The 19,332-nt window shown below is 59.3% G+C and carries 16 protein-coding genes; 12 read left to right on the top strand and 4 right to left on the bottom strand.

Translation table 11 applies throughout. The features are described from left to right. Window positions 1-19 precede the first annotated feature (19 nt). Complete coding sequence (guaA, locus tag E3U32_RS03455; protein WP_134347644.1) at window positions 20-1,597, top strand: glutamine-hydrolyzing GMP synthase; 1,578 nt, start codon at window positions 20-22, stop codon at window positions 1,595-1,597. Between the two features lie 88 nt (window positions 1,598-1,685). Here the strand turns inward: guaA and E3U32_RS03460 are convergent, their stop codons facing one another. The 3 genes from E3U32_RS03460 to E3U32_RS03470 form a co-directional block, all read right to left on the bottom strand. Beyond that, on the bottom strand, window positions 1,686-2,177 hold the full coding sequence (locus tag E3U32_RS03460) for an Hcp family type VI secretion system effector (protein ID WP_134347645.1): 492 nt from the start codon (window positions 2,175-2,177) through the stop codon (window positions 1,686-1,688). Window positions 2,178-2,428: 251 nt separating this feature from the next. Continuing rightward, window positions 2,429-2,944, bottom strand: a complete 516-nt coding sequence (locus E3U32_RS03465; RefSeq protein ID WP_134347646.1) for a DUF2778 domain-containing protein — start codon at window positions 2,942-2,944, stop codon at window positions 2,429-2,431. Window positions 2,945-3,354: 410 nt separating this feature from the next. Continuing rightward, on the bottom strand, window positions 3,355-4,188 hold the full coding sequence (locus tag E3U32_RS03470; protein WP_023338648.1) for a MurR/RpiR family transcriptional regulator: 834 nt from the start codon (window positions 4,186-4,188) through the stop codon (window positions 3,355-3,357). A 292-nt stretch (window positions 4,189-4,480) separates the two neighbouring features. Here E3U32_RS03470 and E3U32_RS03475 point away from each other — a divergent pair, with 292 nt between their 5' ends. The 10 genes from E3U32_RS03475 (at window position 4,481) to iolB (ending at window position 17,591) form a co-directional block, all read left to right on the top strand. Continuing rightward, entirely contained in the window at window positions 4,481-5,986 is a 1,506-nt protein-coding gene (locus E3U32_RS03475) for a CoA-acylating methylmalonate-semialdehyde dehydrogenase (RefSeq protein ID WP_134347647.1), read from the top strand. An 11-nt stretch (window positions 5,987-5,997) separates the two neighbouring features. Then, the gene (iolD, locus tag E3U32_RS03480) at window positions 5,998-7,923 is read left to right on the top strand and encodes a 3D-(3,5/4)-trihydroxycyclohexane-1,2-dione acylhydrolase (decyclizing) (protein WP_134347648.1); all 1,926 of its coding nucleotides are present in this window, start codon (window positions 5,998-6,000) and stop codon (window positions 7,921-7,923) included. Between the two features lie 289 nt (window positions 7,924-8,212). Then, window positions 8,213-9,199 (top strand): inositol 2-dehydrogenase, encoded by a 987-nt coding sequence (gene iolG, locus E3U32_RS03485; protein ID WP_134347649.1) that lies wholly within the window; start codon window positions 8,213-8,215, stop codon window positions 9,197-9,199. A gap of 31 nt (window positions 9,200-9,230) precedes the next feature. Further along, window positions 9,231-10,160, top strand: a complete 930-nt coding sequence (locus E3U32_RS03490; RefSeq protein ID WP_134347650.1) for a substrate-binding domain-containing protein — start codon at window positions 9,231-9,233, stop codon at window positions 10,158-10,160. A gap of 48 nt (window positions 10,161-10,208) precedes the next feature. After that, window positions 10,209-11,756, top strand: a complete 1,548-nt coding sequence (locus E3U32_RS03495; protein WP_134347651.1) for a sugar ABC transporter ATP-binding protein — start codon at window positions 10,209-10,211, stop codon at window positions 11,754-11,756. A gap of 11 nt (window positions 11,757-11,767) precedes the next feature. Further along, complete coding sequence (locus E3U32_RS03500; protein WP_028014045.1) at window positions 11,768-12,796, top strand: ABC transporter permease; 1,029 nt, start codon at window positions 11,768-11,770, stop codon at window positions 12,794-12,796. Window positions 12,797-12,804: 8 nt separating this feature from the next. After that, complete coding sequence (locus E3U32_RS03505) at window positions 12,805-13,938, top strand: Gfo/Idh/MocA family protein (protein ID WP_134347652.1); 1,134 nt, start codon at window positions 12,805-12,807, stop codon at window positions 13,936-13,938. 12 nt (window positions 13,939-13,950) lie between these two features. After that, entirely contained in the window at window positions 13,951-15,855 is a 1,905-nt protein-coding gene (locus E3U32_RS03510) for a bifunctional 5-dehydro-2-deoxygluconokinase/5-dehydro-2-deoxyphosphogluconate aldolase (RefSeq protein WP_134347653.1), read from the top strand. Window positions 15,856-15,866: 11 nt separating this feature from the next. Beyond that, on the top strand, window positions 15,867-16,757 hold the full coding sequence (iolE, locus tag E3U32_RS03515; RefSeq protein WP_134347654.1) for a myo-inosose-2 dehydratase: 891 nt from the start codon (window positions 15,867-15,869) through the stop codon (window positions 16,755-16,757). A 9-nt stretch (window positions 16,758-16,766) separates the two neighbouring features. Further along, window positions 16,767-17,591 carry a 5-deoxy-glucuronate isomerase gene (gene iolB, locus E3U32_RS03520; protein WP_134347655.1) on the top strand — a complete coding sequence of 275 codons (825 nt, stop codon included), beginning with the start codon at window positions 16,767-16,769 and terminating at the stop codon, window positions 17,589-17,591. Here the strand turns inward: iolB and E3U32_RS03525 are convergent. Then, entirely contained in the window at window positions 17,557-18,771 is a 1,215-nt protein-coding gene (locus tag E3U32_RS03525; protein ID WP_286164142.1) for an MFS transporter, read from the bottom strand. The genes iolB and E3U32_RS03525 overlap by 35 nt on opposite strands. A 116-nt stretch (window positions 18,772-18,887) precedes the next feature. Between E3U32_RS03525 and E3U32_RS03530 the strand changes: the two genes are divergently transcribed. After that, entirely contained in the window at window positions 18,888-19,331 is a 444-nt protein-coding gene (locus tag E3U32_RS03530) for a winged helix-turn-helix transcriptional regulator (protein ID WP_134347657.1), read from the top strand. Window position 19,332: the final 1 nt, after the last annotated feature.

Raw genomic sequence — 19,332 nt, forward strand, 5'->3', positions numbered from 1 at the left:
TGCCTCGGAATTAGCGTCAATGACGGAAAACATTCATAAACATCGCATTCTCATCCTGGACTTCGGTTCGCAGTACACTCAGCTGGTGGCGCGTCGCGTACGTGAACTGGGCGTTTACTGTGAACTGTGGGCGTGGGATGTCACGGAAGCACAGATTCGCGAATTCAATCCAAGCGGCATCATCCTGTCCGGCGGCCCGGAAAGCACCACCGAAGAGAACAGCCCGCGTGCACCGCAGTATGTGTTCGAAGCTGGCGTGCCGGTATTCGGCGTCTGCTACGGTATGCAGACCATGGCAATGCAGCTGGGCGGCCACGTAGAAGGCTCTAACGAGCGCGAGTTTGGCTATGCGCAGGTAGAAGTTGTAACCGACAGCGCGCTGGTGCGCGGTATCGAAGACTCCCTGACCGCAGAAGGCAAACCGCTGCTGGACGTGTGGATGAGCCACGGCGACAAAGTTACCGCCATCCCATCTGACTTCGTGACCGTTGCCAGCACCGAAAGCTGCCCGTTCGCCATCATGGCAAACGAAGAAAAACGCTTCTACGGCGTGCAGTTCCACCCGGAAGTGACCCACACCCGTCAGGGTATGCGCATGCTGGAGCGCTTCGTGCGTGACATCTGCCAGTGTGAAGCCCTGTGGACCCCGGCAAAAATCATCGACGACGCCGTTGAGCGTATCCGCCAGCAGGTTGGCGATGACAAAGTGATCCTCGGCCTCTCCGGCGGCGTGGACTCCTCCGTGACCGCGATGCTGCTGCACCGCGCCATCGGCAAAAACCTGACCTGCGTCTTCGTGGATAACGGTCTGCTGCGTCTGAACGAAGCCCAGCAGGTCATGGACATGTTTGGCGACCACTTCGGTCTGAACATCATTCACGTGGAAGGCGAGCAGCGCTTCCTGGACGCGCTGAAAGGCGAGAACGATCCGGAAGCGAAACGTAAGATCATCGGTCGCGTGTTCGTTGAAGTGTTCGACGAAGAAGCGCTGAAGCTGGAAGACGTGAAGTGGCTGGCGCAGGGCACCATCTACCCTGACGTGATCGAGTCTGCGGCTTCCGCAACCGGTAAAGCACACGTCATCAAATCTCACCACAACGTGGGCGGCCTGCCGAAAGAGATGAAGATGGGTCTGGTTGAACCGCTGCGCGAGCTGTTCAAAGACGAAGTGCGTAAGATCGGTCTGGAACTGGGTCTGCCGTACGACATGCTCTACCGTCACCCGTTCCCGGGCCCGGGTCTGGGCGTGCGCGTGCTGGGCGAAGTGAAGAAAGAGTACTGCGACCTGCTGCGTCGCGCGGACGCTATCTTCATCGAAGAGCTGCACAAAGCTGACCTGTACAACAAAGTGAGCCAGGCGTTTACCGTGTTCCTGCCGGTTCGCTCTGTAGGTGTGATGGGCGATGGCCGTAAATACGACTGGGTTGTTTCCCTGCGTGCAGTGGAAACCATCGACTTCATGACCGCGCACTGGGCGCACCTGCCGTATGACTTCTTAGGCCGCGTGTCTAACCGCATTATCAATGAAGTGAACGGTATTTCCCGCGTGGTGTATGACATCAGCGGTAAGCCACCGGCTACGATTGAGTGGGAATGATTTCACGTCTGGCAACAGCCTGCACGTAAAAGCAGTAAACTACCTCTAAGCCCGCGTAACTGCGGGCTTTTTTGTTTTAGTATCTGGTTTATGCTGTTGGCCTCTCGTACCACGAATCAGAGAATTGGATATTACCATCCACAATACGCCATGTGATTTTTTCATATTGCATAGAGACGGATTCCATATGATTTAACTTATCATTACCTGATAATTTAACATTGGGCACACCACAATTAACACCCGTTATTTTTACATTTTCCATTAATACGGTGTAATAACACACCTCCTGGCCAGCATCATTGATATGATAAAACCTTACTTCTGCGCTTTTTAATGTTTGTCCTGTTGCAGCTGCTTTGTAGAGATAGGGGCTGGAACTATCAACTTCTTTTTCAAAATTAAAAGATGAATGTTGACGTGTTCCGGTGATTTTTCCATTGGCTGTATCGACGGGAAGATTAACACCATGACCCATACTGATTACTTCGATAGAGCCTTCACGATCCTGAACATCTACAGAACCTTTGATATCTGCACCGCCATCATCTTTAAGCCACAGATAGGGAGGGATAGGCATTTTATTTACTCCTTGTTAATTTAACTAACTTCATTGTTACAAAGTACAAAAAGAGGGAGATAAGAAAATTAAATGTAATTAAAGTATAATCATAACCATAGTAAATATCTTCGGGTGTTGGGTTGTTGCTAAAAAAATAGGAAATTCTAATAGCTGTTTCGTTACTTATTAATGAATGTTCAGTTAAATAACCAACATCTAACCATGACACAATAGCGAATATCCCAATGAATAGAATCATTCTAAGGGAACTAAGGGCAAGTTTTCTGATAACCACCAATAATGACCTCAATTGTTCCATAGGATTCTAAATCAAGACCTTTAATCTTTTCTTTCTTTGTTCTTAATAGTGCACCTCTTAATCTATTGTAATCTGATTGGCTTGGCAAAGTTATACACCCTTCTGAAACCTGACCGGGATGTAGTCTAAATCCGCCTCTGGCTACGCTTTCGTAAAATGTTGAATCATCTACATTCCCATCATCACGAAATAAAGCAAACCATTCAGAATGATCAACATGATAACTAAAAATGCTTTTATATGTATCGACTCCCCAAGCTCTAAACCTGTTAGCCATACTCCCCTTGGGCCTGTCAACTATATAATATTTACCTTTTGGTAGCGGTCCAACGTTTGGAATGATGCCACATGCTCCTTTGTTCCTGTATGCACCATTGCCAGAAAAAGCCATAAAGACACCAATTCCATCAAATGCAAGTGGTGAGTAGTCAGCATCATTTATTGTAAACTTTCCATGTAAAGTCATATATCACCCTTTCTTGTATAGATACTTATTAATCTTATCTGCAAATAGTGCATGCATCAAAAACAAACCATACAAAAAGTGCGCATTTAAACTTTTTAACGCTAAAAATGATCGTGATGCTTTAGGAAGTAGAACTCTATCAAAAAAATGGTTACACCAAACAGTAGGTCTTTTTAAGATCTACTGTCCGGAATGTATGAACAGCGCAAATCTAAATTACTGTAGGCAAAATATTGTCTCGTGAACTGTAGATAAAGATATCATCCCCAGTCGCCGGCAAATAAAGTGCTCGTTAAAGAAAAAATTCAGGGTAATTATCAAACGTCGACTCGCTATGGGTGAGCCATATTAAACGCGTGTAGCTGATAATGCATGAAATCATCGGCGCCGAGTATGTGGCGATTGCATGTTCATTTCTCCCCGCCCCCCAACCGATACGCCAGTGCCACCACCAGCGACTGCACCAGGCACAGCGTTGCCGACTGAGATCGAAACGCGTCCACCTGCGCCTCTTTCACCACAAAGCAGAGATCGCTGAACGTCGCCAGGGGGCTTATCTGGCTGTCCGTAATCACGATCTGCCGCGCGCCGACGCTGGCGGCGGTTTCGCTGACCATCACCGTCTCTTCCGCGTACGGCGAGAAGCTGATCGATACCACAATGTCGCGCGCCTTAATGCGGCTGATCTGCTCGCGCAGCATGCCGCCCATGCCGTCGAGCAGGATAGGGCGACACTCGAGGTGGCTCAGGGCATAGGTGAGGTAGGCTGCGACGCTAAAGGAGCGGCGCAGTCCGGCGATGTAGATGGTGTCGGCGTCGGCCAGCAGCTGTACCGCGCGCTCCAGCATCTCCGGTTCGGCGCGGGCGGCCAGCTGCTGTAGCGCCTGCGCGTTTGAACGGGCAAACTCCTGCAGGATATCGAGCGGCGTTTCCGGCACGGCCTCGCTCTCCATCTCGCGGAACAGCCGGGCGCGGTCACTGTAGCTGGCGGTCTCCTCCACCAGGTTCATGCGAAACAGCTGTTTCATTTCGTTGAAGCCGGTGAAGTCAAAGGCGTTGGCAAAGCGGATCAGCGTCGAGGGCGGCACGTCGGCGCGCTCGGCAATAACGGCAACCGTATCAAAGGCCACGCTGTTGGTGTTATCCAGCACGTAGCGGGAGACCTGCTGCAGCCTCTTGCTCAGGCTATCGTAGCGATCGCGGATTTGCTGCTGCAGTTCGTTCAGGCTGGTTGCTGTCGTCATGTTATCCCCCAAATACAGTCTTATGATTCTAAACGCAAAACCGCGTCTTTTAAATGTCGGCCATCCATCTGGCAGCAAAAATGAAACAGAAACTTCAGTCATTTCCTCGCCCGAAATTCCTTAATAGCGCACGCTGCGTCAGTGTTGTTGCCTGTTAACATAAAAATCCATCCTTGATCACAATAATCATCATTTATTTTATTTCAACTTAAAGTGGAATATTTGTTTCATATATAGTGTTCAGTACACAGCGTTCAGGTAACAGTCACGTATCAACAGCGAGAGGTTAAGGATGGAGACGGTAGCGAATTTTATTCACGGCGAATGTGTCACCGGTTCGGGCCAGCGCGTTCAGGCGATCTTCAACCCGGCCACCGGCGAGCAGATCCGCCAGGTGGTGATGAGTACGGCGCAGGAAACCGGGCAGGCGATTGCCGCCGCGCAGCAGGCGTTTCCGGCGTGGGCGCGCCATGCTCCGCTTAAGCGCGCGCGCGTGATGTTCCGCTTCAAGGCACTGCTGGAAGAGAATATGGAGCGCCTGGCCCGCATCATCAGCGAAGAGCACGGCAAGGTCTTCTCCGACGCGGTGGGCGAACTGACCCGTGGACTGGAAGTGGTGGAATTTGCCTGCGGCATCCCGCATCTGCAAAAGGGTGAACACTCTGCGAACGTCGGCACCGGCGTCGACAGCCACTCGCTGATGCAGCCGCTCGGGGTCTGCGTCGGGATCACGCCGTTTAACTTCCCGGCGATGGTGCCGATGTGGATGTTCCCGATTGCGCTGGCGACCGGCAACACCTTCGTGCTGAAACCGTCGGAAAAAGATCCTTCTCTGGCCCTCGCGCTGGCGCAGCTGCTGAAAGAGGCCGGACTGCCGGACGGCGTGTTCAACGTGGTGCAGGGCGATAAGGAGTCCGTTGACGTGCTCCTGACCGACCCGCGCGTGCAGGCAGTGAGCTTTGTCGGCTCCACGCCGATTGCGGAATACATTTACCAGACCGCGTCCGCTCACGGTAAGCGCTGTCAGGCGCTGGGCGGTGCGAAAAACCACTGCATTTTAATGCCGGATGCCGACATGGAGATGGCGACCAACGCCATCATGGGCGCGGCCTACGGCGCGGCGGGGGAACGCTGCATGGCGCTCTCGGTGGTGCTGGCGGTGGGGGATAAAACCGCCGATGACCTCTGCGCCCGGCTGGAGAAACAGATTGCCGCGCTGCGCGTTGGGCCGGGTCTGGACCAGACGCCGGAAAACGAAATGGGGCCGCTCATCTCCTCCGCGCACCGCAGCAAGGTGCTGGGCTACATCGACAGCGGGGAAGCGCAGGGGGCGAAACTTCGCGTGGACGGCCGCGGCTTCAGCGTGAAGGGGCACGAGCAGGGCTATTTCGTCGGGCCGACGCTGTTCGATAACGTCACCCCGGAGATGACCATCTATAAAGAAGAAATTTTCGGCCCGGTGCTTTCTGTGGTGCGCGTAGCAGATTACGCCAGCGCGGTGGATCTGATTAACCGCCATGAATATGGTAATGGCTCGGCAATCTTCACCCGCGACGGCGGCTGCGCGCGCCGCTTCTGCGAAGAGGTGCAGGCGGGCATGGTGGGGATCAACGTGCCGATCCCGGTGCCGATGGCTTTCCACAGCTTCGGCGGCTGGAAGCGTTCCATCTTTGGCGCGCTCAACGTTCACGGCAGTGACGGCGTGCGTTTCTACACCCGAATGAAAACCATCACCGCGCGCTGGCCGGAAATGCAGCAGGAGACAGGCGCTGCGTTCTCCATGCCGACGCTGGGCTGACAGGAGGTTTTATGCAAACCGAACGTATGACCATGGCGCAGGCGCTGGTCCGGTTCCTTAATCAACAGTACGTCAGCGTGGACGGCGATGAAACGCCCTTTGTCGAGGGTGTCGCCACCATCTTTGGGCACGGCAACGTGCTCGGTATCGGCCAGGCGCTGGAGCAGGACCCCGGCCATCTGCAGGTGATGCAGGGCTGCAACGAGCAGGGCATCGCCCATATGGCGACGGGATTCGCCAAACAGCATCGCCGTCAGCGTATTTTTGCCGTCACATCCTCCGTCGGGCCGGGCGCCGCTAATATGGTGACCGCCGCGGCAACCGCTACGGCGAACCGCATCCCGCTGCTGCTGCTGCCGGGAGATATCTACGCCAGCCGCCAGCCGGACCCGGTGCTGCAGCAGATTGAGCAGTATCACGATCTCAGCATCAGCACTAACGACTGCTTCCGTCCGGTCTCCCGCTACTGGGACCGTATCAACCGGCCGGAGCAGCTGATGAGCGCCATGCTAAGCGCAATGCGAACGCTTACTGACCCCGCCAATACTGGCGCGGTGACCATCTGTCTGCCGCAGGACGTGCAGGGAGAAGCCTGGGATTACCCTCTAAACTTCTTCGCGCGTCGCGTGCACCACATAGAGCGTCGTCCGCCTGACCCGCAGCGTCTGGCGCAGGCGCGGGCGCTGATCGCCCGCAAGCGTCGTCCGCTGGTGGTGTGCGGCGGCGGCGTGCGCTATTCCGGCGCGCATGAGGCGTTTCGCGAATTTGTCGAGACGCTGCGGCTGCCGTTTGCCGAAACGCAGGCCGGAAAGGGGGCACTGGTAAGTGACCACCCACTTAATCTGGGCGGGGTGGGCGTGACGGGCGGAATGGCCGCCAACCAGCTCGCGCCACAGGCCGACCTGGTGATCGGCATCGGCGCGCGCCTGACCGACTTTACCACCGGCTCCAAGGCGCTCTTTTCCCACCCGGACGTTGAATTCCTGCTGCTGAACGTGGCCGAGTTTGACGCCCTGAAGCTGGACGCCACCGCGCTGGTTGCCGATGCCCAAACCGGGCTGCAGGCCTTGACCCACGCGCTCGGGGATTACCGCAGCGGCTGGGGAGAGGCGATCGCCCAGGCGAAATCCGCCTGGCGTGACGAGTGCCGCCGCCTGTGGGATCGCCAGTGGCGTCCTGACGACGCGCCCGAAGTGGCTGGGCACCTGGATGCGCAGCTGGCTGAATACGGCGAGGCGCTCAACACCCGGCTGACCCAGACGCGGGTGCTGGGGCTGATCAATCAGCATATTGAAGATAACGCCATCGTGGTGGGCGCAGCCGGTTCGCTGCCAGGGGATTTACAGCGCCTCTGGCAGGTCAAAACGCCGGACAGCTATCACCTGGAGTACGGTTACTCCTGCATGGGCTACGAGATTGCGGCGGCCATCGGCGCGAAGCTCGCCAGACCCGAACTGCCGGTGTACGCGATGGTGGGGGATGGCTCCTACATGATGCTGCACTCCGAGTTGCAAACCGCGGTGCAGGAGGGCATTAAGGTCACCGTTCTGCTGTTTGATAACGCCAGCTTCGGCTGCATTAACAACCTGCAGATGGGGCACGGCATGGGCAGCTTTGGCACGGAAAACCGCCGGCGCAACCCGGAAACCGGGCGGCTTGACGGGCCGCTGGTGAAGGTCGACTTTGCGCAAAACGCGGAAAGCTATGGCTGTCGCGCATGGCGAGTGAACGATGAGCAAAGCCTGCTGACGGCGCTTGAGGCGGCACGCGCGCACCCGGGCCCGACGCTGCTGGACATCAAGGTATTGCCGAAGACCATGACCCACGATTACGCCTCCTGGTGGCGAACCGGTGATGCGCAGGTGGCAGAGTCTTCTGCCGTGCGCGAAGCCGCGGAGCAAACGCAGGCGCAGGTGAAAAAAGCCCGGCAGTATTAAGTTTTCCCGCCTTAACGAAATTTTCATTTCATTTTTCTGTTTCCCCTCACCCTAACCCTCTCCCACCGGGAGAGGGGACGGCTTGGTGCGGTTTTTTCTCCCTCCCCCCTTTGTAATGGAGGGGTATCCCTCCCTCTATGTTGTGAGATTGATAACAAAATTTATCTCATTCATCTCAAAAGTGTTAACTCACACTCAAAAACATAATTTTCACTATTTATAAAAATGAAATAAATGTTTTATTTATAGGGTCGTTAGTTCACAGCATTCACCAACACCGGGAGCCGTTATGTTTAACATTGCTTTACTGGGCGCTGGCCGAATTGGCCAGGTACATGCAGCTAACATCGCCAGCCACGGCGCGACCACGCTCTGGTCCGTGGTTGACCCGAATCAGGAATTTGCCACCCGTCTCGCCGCGCAGTATCAGGCCCGCCAGCAGAGCCTGGATGAGGCGATGACCGACCCTAACGTTCATGCCGTGCTGATCGCCTCTGCGACCGATACCCACGCGGACCTGATTGAAATGGCCGCCCGCCACGGCAAGGCCATCTTTTGTGAAAAGCCGGTACACCTTGACCTCGCCCGCGTGCGCGACTGCCTGAAAGTGGTCAAAGAGTACGACGTGCCGCTGTTCATCGGCTTTAACCGCCGCTTTGACCCGCAGTTCCGCCGCGTGAAAACCGATGCCCAGGCCGGGCGCATCGGCAAACCGGAATCGCTGCTGATTATCTCCCGCGATCCGTCTCCGCCGCCTGCGGAGTACGTGCGCGTCTCCGGCGGCATGTTCCGCGATATGACCATCCACGATTTTGACATGGCGCGCTTCATCATGGGCGAGGAGCCGGTGTCGGTGTATGCCCAGGGCAGCAATCTGGTGGATCCGGCGATTGGCGAGGCGGGGGATATCGATACCGCGTTTATCGTTCTGAAATACGCCTCCGGCGCGATGGCGACCATCGTTAACAGCCGCCGTTCATCTTACGGCTACGACCAGCGCCTGGAGCTGCACGGCTCCGAAGGGCTGCTGTGCGTGGGCAACATTCTTGAAAACCAGGTGCAGCACTACGGCAAACAGGGCTGCACCGGCGCGCTGCCGGAACACTTCTTCCTGCAGCGCTACAAATCCGCTTACGCCGCGGAATGGGAACACTTTGTTGCGGTCCTGCGCGGCGAAGCGGTGCCTGACTGCAGCGGCGATGATGGTGAACGTGCGCTGTACCTTGCGGATAAAGCGCTGGAGTCGCTGCACAGCCAGCGCGAGATCGTCCTCTAAACACAACCACCCTACACAGAGAGACATAATAATGAAAAAACTGATCGTCGCTGCCCTCATCGCCATGACGTCCGGGGCCGCCCTCGCCGAAAATGAGCAAATTGTTTTCAGTACGCCAAACCTGGCCATGCCGTTTGAAGTTCACATGCAGCGCACGGCGGTGAAAGCCGCAAAAGAGATGGGCGTGAAGCTTCAGGTGCTGGACGGACAGGGCAGCTCGCCAAAACAGGTGGCTGACCTGGAAAACGCCATCACCCGCGGGGCGCAGGGCTTTATTGTCTCCCCGAACGACGTGAACGCGGTCTCCAGCGCGGTGGATGAAATTCAGGATGCGAAGCTGCCGATCGTCACCCTTGACCGCTCCGTCGACAGCCAGAAGAAAGTGCCGCACTTCGGCGCCAACAACTACAAGGGCGGCCAGGCGATTGGCGACTTCGTCAAAACCAAATTCCCCAACGGCGCGGACATCATTCTCCTCACCGGCCAGCCGGGTTCTTCCTCCAATATTGAACGCACCAAAGGGATCCGCGACAGCCTGAAAGCGGGCGGGGATAAGTACAAGATCGTCGCCGATCAGACCGGGAACTGGATGCGTTCAGAAGGGATGCGCATTGTTGAAAGCGTTCTGCCTTCACTGCCGAAACGCCCGCAGGTGATCCTCTCCGCCAACGACGATATGGCGCTGGGAGCGATTGAAGCGCTGCAGAGCCAGGGCGTGAAGCCGGGTGAAATCCTGGTCACCGGGTTTGATGCGGTACCGGAAGCGCTGGCCCGCGTGCGCGAAGGCTGGCTGGCGGTGACGGCGGATCAGCGTCCGGGCTTTGCGGTGCAGACCGCGATGAGCCAGCTGGTGGCCAACGTGCGTGAGAAGAAAGCCATCACCGGGGCCGACTACCCGCCGACGCTGATCACCAAAGAGAACCTGCAGCAGGCTGAGCGTATCGGTGAGGCCGGTAACTAATATGTCCCGAGCCGCCTCTGGCGGCTCATCATGAGGAGGAGCAGACCGATGTCGCAACCCTTACTGAAAGTGACCGACCTGGCCAAAAGCTTTTCCGGCGTCTGGGCGCTGAGCAGCGCTCAGCTGACCGTCGGCAGCGGAGAAATTCACGCCCTGCTGGGGGAAAACGGGGCGGGAAAATCCACGCTGCTGAAGGCGCTCGCGGGCGCGCAGCCGCAAACGCGCGGCGATATCTGGTTCAACGGCGAAACGCTGCCGGTGGACGACTCCCCGGTAGAGCGGCAGAACAAGGGCATTATCACCATCTATCAGGAGTTCAACCTGCTGCCCAATATGACCGTCGCGGAAAACATGTTTCTCGGGCGCGAGCCGCGCAGGCGTAACCTGATCGTTGACGAAAAGGCGGTAAACCAGGAGGCGCAGGTCATTCTCGATTACCTGCAGCTGAACGTTGCGCCGACCACGCCTGTCGCCCGTCTGAGCGTCGCCCAGCAGCAGATGGTGGAGATCGCCCGGGCGCTGACGCTGAACGCCCGCCTGATCATCATGGATGAACCTTCCGCCGCGCTGAGCGACAGCGAGGTGGAAAGTCTGCACCGGGTCGTGCGGGAGCTTAAAAATCGCGGTGTGAGCATTATTTACGTTACCCACCGTCTGCACGAGGTTTTCCAGCTTTGCGATCGCTTCACCGTTTTCCAGGACGGCCGTTTTACCGGCACCGGCGCGGTGGCGGAGACCAACGTCGAACAGCTGATCCGCCTGATGGTCGGGCGCGATGTGGCCTTTAATCGCCGTCCCGCCAGCGAAACCCATCATGAGGACAAACCCGTCCGCCTGGCGGTGAAGGGGCTGAGCCGCGAAAAGCCGCCGCTCGATCCGCACGGCATCGCCCTGCACGATATCAGCTTCCACGTCCACGCCGGGGAGGTATTAGGCATTGCCGGGCTGGTGGGGGCGGGACGCACCGAAGTGGCGCGCTGCCTGTTTGGTGCAGACGCGTTTACCTCGGGCAGCTTTGAGCTGGACGGCGTGCCGTACCAGCCGCGCGACCCGCTTTATGCCCTTGACCAGGGCGTGGCGCTGGTACCGGAAGACCGCAAAAAAGAGGGGGCGGTGCTGGGGCTGTCGATTCGCGACAACCTGTCGCTCTCTTGTCTCTCCTCGCTGCTGCAGTGGCGCTGGTTCGTGAACACCCGCAAAGAGGACGACCTGATTGAGTCCTACCGCAAAGCGCTGCAGATCAAAATGGTCAACAGCGAGCAGGAGGTGCGCAAGCTCTCCGGCGGCAACCAGCAAAAAGTGATCCTCGCGCGCTGCATGGCGCTCAATCCACGGGTGCTGATCGTCGATGAGCCGACGCGCGGCATCGACGTGGGGACCAAATCGGAAGTGCACCAGGTGCTGTTTGACATGGCGAAAAAGGGCGTGGCGGTGATCGTGATCTCCTCCGATCTGCCTGAAGTGATGGCGGTGTCTGACCGGATCATCACCCTCAGCGAAGGCCGGGTAACCGGTGAGATCCACGGTGACGACGCTAACGAAGAACGGCTGATGACGATGATGGCCATCAACCACAACGCCCTGAACGCGGCATAACGGAGTTTCTCATGACGCAGATGATTTCTAAAACGCAGGCCCCGGTCAAACGCGCCGGACGCATCGATCCCATTGCCTTCTTCGAGCGCTTCGGGGTGCTGATTTTCATGATCCTGCTGCTGATCTTCTTCCAGTCGCAGAACAGCAATTTTTTCTCTGAACGCAATATTTTCAACATCCTGACCGAGGTGTCCATCTACGGGATCATGGCCGTGGGGATGACCTTCGTCATCCTTACCGCCGGGATCGACCTCTCCGTCGGCTCTATTCTGGCGGTGTGCGCCATGACCGCGGCGTACGTGATTAAGGGCGACAACTTCACCACCGTCGACCCGAACGCCTGGGGCGGCATGAGCTGGCTGATTGGGCTGGGAATTTGTCTGGCCATGGGCACGGCGATTGGCTTCCTGCACGGTCTGGGCGTCACCCGCCTGCGCCTGCCGCCGTTTATCGTAACCCTCGGCGGGATGACCATCTGGCGCGGCCTGACGCTGGTGATTAACGACGGCGCGCCGATTGCCGGTTTCGACCCTGGCTACCGCTGGTGGGGACGCGGGGAGCTGCTCGGCATCTCTATTCCGATCTGGATCTTCGCCATTGTCGCCGTCGGCGGCTATCTGGCGCTGCATAAAACCCGCTGGGGCCGCTTCGTCTACGCCATCGGCGGCAACCCGGAGGCGGCGCGCCTGGCGGGGGTCAACGTCAAGCGCGTGCTGGTCAGCGTCTACGTATTGATTGGCTGTCTGGCGGGGCTGGCGGGCTTCATTCTGAGCGCGCGTCTGGGGAGCGCCGAGGCGGTCGCCGGGATCTCCTTTGAGCTGCGCGTCATCGCCTCGGTGGTGATTGGCGGCACCTCGCTGATGGGCGGCTACGGACGCATCGGCGGCACCATTATCGGCTCCATCATCATGGGTATTCTGATTAACGGCCTGGTGCTGATGAACGTTTCGGCCTACTACCAGCAGATTATCACCGGGTTAATTATCGTTCTGGCGGTGGCATTTGACACCTACGCCAAGAGCCGTCGCGGCGCACTGTGAGGATCACGATGAAAGAGGTTCGTATTGGATTGATTGGCACCGGGTATATCGGCAAGGCGCACGCTATCGCCTATGCCCAGGCCCCGACGGTGTTCAACCTGCGCGGCAGGCTGGTGCGCGAGATGGTGGCCGAGGTAAACCCGACGCTGGCGGCAGAGCGCGCGCGGGCGTTTGGCTTTAACCGCTCAACCGGAGACTGGCGGGCGCTGGTGGCCGACCCGGCCATTGACGTGGTGGATATTTGTTCACCTAACCACCTGCATAAAGAGATGGCGCTGGAGGCTATTCGCCACGGCAAGCACGTCTACTCGGAAAAGCCGCTGGCGCTGAATGCCCACGACGCGCGCGAGATGGTCGACGCCGCGAAGCGGGCAGGGGTGAAAACGCTGGTGGGGTTCAACTACATGAAAAACCCGACGGCGCAGCTGGCGAAGGAGATTATCGCCCGCGGCGAGATTGGCGAGGTGATCCACTTCTACGGCACTCACAACGAAGATTACATGGCCGACCCGCTTTCGCCCATTCACTGGCACTGCTTCAAAGAGACCGCCGGGCTGGGGGCGCTGGGCGACCTCGCGGCGCATATCGTCAATATGGCCCAGTACCTGGTGGGGGAGATTGAGCAGGTCTGCGGCGACCTGAAGATCGTGGTCCCGGAACGCCCGGCCAAGGCCGGATCGTCGGAGATGATTGCCGTCGAAAACGAGGATCAGGCCCACGCGATGGTGCGTTTTGCGGGCGGGGCGCAGGGCGTGATTGAAACCTCCCGCGTCGCCTGCGGCCGCAAGATGGGGCTGTCGTACGTCATTACCGGGACGAAAGGCGCTATCAGCTTCACCCAGGAGCGCATGGCCGAGCTGAAGCTCTATCTGCATGACGATCCGGTGAACCGTCAGGGGTTCCGCACGCTGCTCGTTGGCCCGGCACACCCGGACTACGCCGCGTTCTGCATGGGCGCCGGCCACGGGATTGGCTTTAACGATCAAAAAACGGTGGAGGTGCGCGACCTGGTGGACGGGATTGCCGCCGACGCGCCGATGTGGCCGGACTTCGAAGAGGGCTGGAAGGTGTCGCGCGTGCTGGACGCGATTGCGCTCTCGCACCTGCAAGGCCGCTGGCTGAACGTGAACGACATTGTCTGATGAGGTATCAACGTGGAAAAGCAGTTTGATGTGATATGCATGGGCCGCGTGGCGGTAGACCTCTACAGCCAGCAGATTGGTGCCCGTCTGGAGGATGTGTCGAGCTTCGCCAAATATCTCGGCGGGTCGTCCGGCAACGTGGCGTACGGCACCGCGCGTCAGGGTTTACGTTCGTCGATGCTGGCGCGCGTCGGCGATGAACATATGGGCCGCTTCCTGCGGGAAGAGCTCAACCAGGTGGGCTGCGATACCAGCCATCTGATTACCGATAAAGACCGCCTCACGGCGCTGGTGTTACTCGGCATTAAAGACCGGGACACTTTTCCTCTGATTTTTTATCGCGATAACTGCGCGGATATGGCCATTACGGCCAGCGATGTGGACGAAAGTTACATCGCCTCCGCACGTTGTCTTGCCATCACCGGGACCCACCTTTCTCATCCGCAGACCCGCGAGGCGGTACTGACGGCGCTGGGCTATGCCCGCCGCCACGGCGTGCGCACGGTGCTGGACATCGACTACCGTCCGGTGCTGTGGGGGCTGACCGCCTTAGGCGACGGCGAAACGCGCTTTATCGCCGCCGATAAGGTCACCCGCGAGCTGCAGGAGGTGCTGCACCTCTTCGACGTCATTGTCGGCACCGAAGAGGAGTTTCACATTGCGGGCGGCAGCACGGATACCCTGCAGGCGCTGGGGCAGGTGCGCGCCGTCAGCGAGGCAACGCTGGTCTGCAAACGCGGCGCGCTCGGCTGTTCAGTCTATACCAACGCCATTCCGCCCCGTCTGGACGATGGCCTGACGGTTACCGGCGTGCGCGTGGAGGTGCTGAACGTCCTCGGCGCGGGGGACGCGTTTATGTCTGGCCTGCTGCGCGGCTACCTGAACGACGAGGGCTGGGAGCAGGCGTGCCGCTACGCCAATGCCTGCGGCGCGCTGGTGGTGTCGCGCCACGGCTGCGCCCCGGCGATGCCGAGCAAAATCGAGCTGGATGATTATCTCTCGCGCGCCGCAATGGTGCCGCGCCCGGATCTCGACCCGCGTCTTAACCATCTCCACCGCGTCACCACCCGCCGCCGCGAGTGGCCGGAACTGTGCGTGATGGCCTTCGACCACCGCAGCCAGCTGGAAGATATGGCGCTGCAGTGCGGCGCGTCGATCGGGCGCATTCCCGCGCTGAAGCAGCTGATCCTGCAGGCCAGCCGCGAGGCGGCAAGCCGCGCCGGGCTGGAGGGCAAAGCCGGCCTGCTGTGCGACGGCACCTTTGGTCAGGACGCGCTGAACGCGATCACCGGCGAAGGGTGGTGGATTGGTCGCCCCATTGAGCTGCCGGGCTCGCGGCCGCTGGAGATGGAGCACGGCAATATCGGCACGCAGCTTATCAGCTGGCCGCAGGAGCACGTGGTGAAGTGCCTGGTCTTCTTCCACCCGGAAGACGCCCACGGCCTGCGCCTGGAGCAGGAGCAGAAAATCGCCGAGGTGTACCACGCCTGCTGCCGGTCCGGGCATGAGCTGCTGCTGGAGGTGATCCTGCCCGCCAGCATGCCGCGCAGCGACGAACTCTACCTGCGCGCCATCTCCCGCTTCTACAACCTCGGCATTTACCCGGACTGGTGGAAGCTGCCGCCGCTCTCAGCCGACGGCTGGACGGCGCTGAGCGAGATTATCGAACGCCGGGACCCGCACTGTCGTGGGGTGGTGATCCTCGGTCTGGACGCCCCGGCAGAACAGCTGCGCGCCGACTTCAAAGCCGCATCGGGACAGGCGCTGGTCAAAGGCTTCGCCGTAGGGCGCACGCTGTTTGGCGATGCCTCCCGCGCGTGGCTGAAACACGATATTGACGATGCGCAGCTGGTGGCGCGCATCCGGGACAACTACCTGCAGCTTATCGCCTGGTGGCGCGAGCGCGGACACGCATAATGGAGACGACAATGAGTGTACAACTGGGCATTAACCCGCTGACGTGGACGAACGACGATCTGCCTTCACTCGGCGCGGAGACGTCGCTGGAGACCTGTCTGAGCGAAGGAAAAGAGGCCGGTTTCGCCGGTTTCGAACTGGGCAATAAGTTCCCGCGCGAAGCGCGCCTGCTCGGCCCCATCCTGCAGCGCCACGACCTGCAGCTGGTGTCCGGCTGGTACTCCGGCCGCCTGCTGGAGCGCAGCGTGGAGGAGGAGATCGCCGCCGTGCAGCCCCACCTGACGCTGCTGCGCGAGCTGGGGGCGAAGGTGCTGGTGTTTGCGGAAGTGAGCGGCTGCATTCACGGCGAGCAGCAGACCCCGGTGCATCTGCGCCCGCGCTTCCCGCAGGCGCGCTGGAAAGAGTACGGCGAGAAGCTCACCGAATTTGCCCGCTATACGCAGCAGCAGGGAGTCCAGATTGCCTACCATCACCATATGGGCACGGTGATTGAGTCCGCCGACGACGTGGACAACCTGATGAGCCACACCGGAGAGGAGGTTGGATTGCTGTTGGATACCGGCCATCTGACCTTTGCCGGGGCCGATCCGCTGGCGGTGGCGCAGCGCTGGGCGTCGCGCATCAACCACGTCCACTGCAAAGACGTGCGTGCCGACGTGCTGGCGGACGTGAAAAATCGCAAAACCAGCTTCCTCGACGCGGTGCTGAGCGGCGTGTTTACCGTGCCGGGCGACGGTTGCGTGGACTACCCGCCGATCATGCGGCTGCTGAAAGCGCAGGACTATCACGGCTGGCTGGTGGTGGAGGCCGAGCAGGATCCGGCGATAGCCCATCCGCTGACCTACGCCCGTCTGGGCTATAACAATCTGAGCCGCCTGGCGCGCGACGCCGGGCTTATCTAAGGAGGCGACATGTCACGTCTGTTATCACGCTGGCAACAGCCGAACGGAGAGGGACGCACGCAGTCCATCACGCCGGAACGCGCCGGCTGGGGATACGTCGGCTTTGAGGCGTTTGAGCTGCAGGAGGGGCAGCAGCTGACGCTGCCCGCCGTCAGCGAAGAGCGCTGCCTGGTGCTGGTGGCCGGACGCGCCTCCATCAGCACGCCTTCCGCGCAGTTTAACGATATTGGCGAGCGGATGAGCCCGTTCGAGCGCATCAAGCCGTGGGCGGTTTACGTCACCCCGCAGGAGACGGTCCGGGTGAAAGCGCTGACGAAGCTGGAGCTGGCGGTCTGCGCCGCTCCCGGCAAAGGCACATATCCGACGCGGCTGATTGCCCCGCAGGACATCGACGGCGAAGCGCGCGGCAAGGGGCACAACCAGCGCTACGTGCACAACATTCTGCCGGAAGGAAAACCCGCCGACAGCCTGCTGGTGGTGGAAGTCTGGACCAGTGAGGGGTGTACCAGCTCGTACCCGAGCCATAAGCACGACACGGATAATCCGCCGCAGGAGACGTACCTGGAGGAGACCTACTACCATCGCCTCAACCCGGAGCAGGGGTTCTGCATGCAGCGCGTTTACACCGACGACAGAACGCTGGATGAGTGCATGGCGGTCTACAACCGCGATGTGGTCATGGTGCCGAAGGGCTACCATCCGGTGGCGACGATGGCCGGGTATGACAGCTATTACCTCAACGTGATGGCCGGTCCGGTGCGCAAATGGATGTTCACCTGGGAAGAGGACCACGCGTGGATTAATCGCGATTATCCCGCAGAGCGCGGTGGCTAGCGCGGGTTAGCCACCAGAACACCAGCGCCAGCAGGCTGACCGAGGCGCCAAGCAGGCAGACGCCCGGCCAGCCGGCAAAGGCATACATCATCGTCGTGCCGAGCGCGCCGAGCCCGCTGCCGACGGCATAAAACAGCATGTAAAGCCCGACCAGCCGGCTGTGGGCCTCGGGACGGGTGCGAAAAATCATGCTCTGGTTGGTGACGTGCAGCGCTTGTCCTCCCAAATCGAGCAGTATGATGCCGATAAGCAGGATCCCGAGTGAACGGTCCATCAGCGACAAGGGCCACCATGCTAACAGCAGAATCACCAGCGCCGCCGCGCTGGTGCGTTGGGCATAGCCCCGATCGGCCCAGCGTCCTGCGCGGCCAGCCGCCAGCGCACCCACCGCGCCTGCCAGTCCAAACGCACCAATTGCGGTGTGCGAGAAGCTAAAGGGCGGGGCGCTCAGCGGCAGCACCAGCGCGCTCCAGAAAATGTTAAACGACGCAAACATCAGCAGCGCCAGCACGCCGCGTATCTGCAGCACTTTTTCCTGTCGCAACAGCGCAAGCATCGAGCCAATCAGACGCGGGTAGCTCATTGTGGCAGTGACGGCGGGCAGGATGGGGAGCCTCCACCACAGCGGTAATGCAATGATGAGCATCAGCGCGGCGGCACACAGATAGACCCCGCGCCAGCCGGCGATGTCGCTGATGCCGCCAGCAAAGACGCGCGCGAGCAGCAGCCCCATGAACACGCCGCCCTGCGCCGCGCCGACAACGCGGCCTTGTTCATGCGGCGACGCGGCGCTGGCGGCATAGGCGATCAGCCCCTGCGTCATTGCCGTACCCAGCATGCCGGTCGCAAGCATACCTGTGAGTAGGGCTAAGGAGGTCTGTGCCATGCTGACGGAAATCAGCGCAACCACCAGCGCCACCAGCTGTATTGCCATCAGTCGCCGACGATCAACTTTGTCACCCAGAGGAACCACAAGCAAAAGAGCATGCGCGCAGCCAATTTGCGTCGCGGTCACCACGCCACCCACGGCCGCATGGCTGATACCGAAATCGCTCGCCAGCGCGTCAAGCAAAGGCTGCGCGTAATAGACGTTTGCCACGCTTAAGCCGCTGGCGGTGGCGAACAGCCAGACCATGCCGCGCGGCATGTCGGCTGCAAGAGGGGCTGATGTCAGTGACATGTTTAACATTCCTCGCCTGAGTTAATCTGGTTTTAAAATGAAACTGGTTGAATGCTAGGCTATGTAGTTTTAAAATGCAACTGGTTGTGGGCTGGACTTTGCGAGGAAAATACGAGATGTCCCAAAAGACGGTTAAAGAGGAATATTGTCCCGTTGCCCGCAGCGTCGAGGCGATCGGGGATCGCTGGTCGCTGCTTATCGTGCGTAATGCGTTTGACGGCATGACGCGCTTCGGGGATTTTCAGCGAAGCCTCGGGGTAGCGCGCAACATCCTTTCTGACCGGCTGCGCAAGCTGGTTGATGCGGACATCCTGACGTTACAGGGGGCATCAGACGGCACGGCGTATCAGGAATATGTCCTGACCGATAAAGGTGAGAGTCTTTTCCCCGTGGTCGTGGCGCTGCGTCAGTGGGGAGAACAGCATCTGTTTGCGAAGGGCGAGCGCCACTCGCTGCTGGTCGACAGGCGGACGGGCAAGCCGGTTCCCTTTATGGCGCCAGCAGCGCAGGACGGCACTGGGCTGCTGCCTGGGGATACGGAAGTACAGAAAGTCAAATGAG

This window comes from Lelliottia nimipressuralis, assembly GCF_004402045.1.
In the GTDB taxonomy this organism is placed as follows: Bacteria; Pseudomonadota; Gammaproteobacteria; order Enterobacterales; family Enterobacteriaceae; genus Enterobacter; species Enterobacter chinensis.

What these genes read in the sequence shown, in the direction of transcription:
- guaA (WP_134347644.1), top strand. Translation starts at nt 20, where the DNA reads ATGACGGAAAACATTCATAAACATCGCATTCTCATCCTGGACTTCGGT.
- E3U32_RS03460 (WP_134347645.1), bottom strand. Translation starts at nt 2,177, where the DNA reads ATGCCTATCCCTCCCTATCTGTGGCTTAAAGATGATGGCGGTGCAGAT.
- E3U32_RS03465 (WP_134347646.1), bottom strand. Translation starts at nt 2,944, where the DNA reads ATGACTTTACATGGAAAGTTTACAATAAATGATGCTGACTACTCACCA.
- E3U32_RS03470 (WP_023338648.1), bottom strand. Translation starts at nt 4,188, where the DNA reads ATGACGACAGCAACCAGCCTGAACGAACTGCAGCAGCAAATCCGCGAT.
- E3U32_RS03475 (WP_134347647.1), top strand. Translation starts at nt 4,481, where the DNA reads ATGGAGACGGTAGCGAATTTTATTCACGGCGAATGTGTCACCGGTTCG.
- iolD (WP_134347648.1), top strand. Translation starts at nt 5,998, where the DNA reads ATGCAAACCGAACGTATGACCATGGCGCAGGCGCTGGTCCGGTTCCTT.
- iolG (WP_134347649.1), top strand. Translation starts at nt 8,213, where the DNA reads ATGTTTAACATTGCTTTACTGGGCGCTGGCCGAATTGGCCAGGTACAT.
- E3U32_RS03490 (WP_134347650.1), top strand. Translation starts at nt 9,231, where the DNA reads ATGAAAAAACTGATCGTCGCTGCCCTCATCGCCATGACGTCCGGGGCC.
- E3U32_RS03495 (WP_134347651.1), top strand. Translation starts at nt 10,209, where the DNA reads ATGTCGCAACCCTTACTGAAAGTGACCGACCTGGCCAAAAGCTTTTCC.
- E3U32_RS03500 (WP_028014045.1), top strand. Translation starts at nt 11,768, where the DNA reads ATGACGCAGATGATTTCTAAAACGCAGGCCCCGGTCAAACGCGCCGGA.
- E3U32_RS03505 (WP_134347652.1), top strand. Translation starts at nt 12,805, where the DNA reads ATGAAAGAGGTTCGTATTGGATTGATTGGCACCGGGTATATCGGCAAG.
- iolE (WP_134347654.1), top strand. Translation starts at nt 15,867, where the DNA reads ATGAGTGTACAACTGGGCATTAACCCGCTGACGTGGACGAACGACGAT.
- iolB (WP_134347655.1), top strand. Translation starts at nt 16,767, where the DNA reads ATGTCACGTCTGTTATCACGCTGGCAACAGCCGAACGGAGAGGGACGC.
- E3U32_RS03525 (WP_286164142.1), bottom strand. Translation starts at nt 18,771, where the DNA reads ATGTCACTGACATCAGCCCCTCTTGCAGCCGACATGCCGCGCGGCATG.
- E3U32_RS03530 (WP_134347657.1), top strand. Translation starts at nt 18,888, where the DNA reads ATGTCCCAAAAGACGGTTAAAGAGGAATATTGTCCCGTTGCCCGCAGC.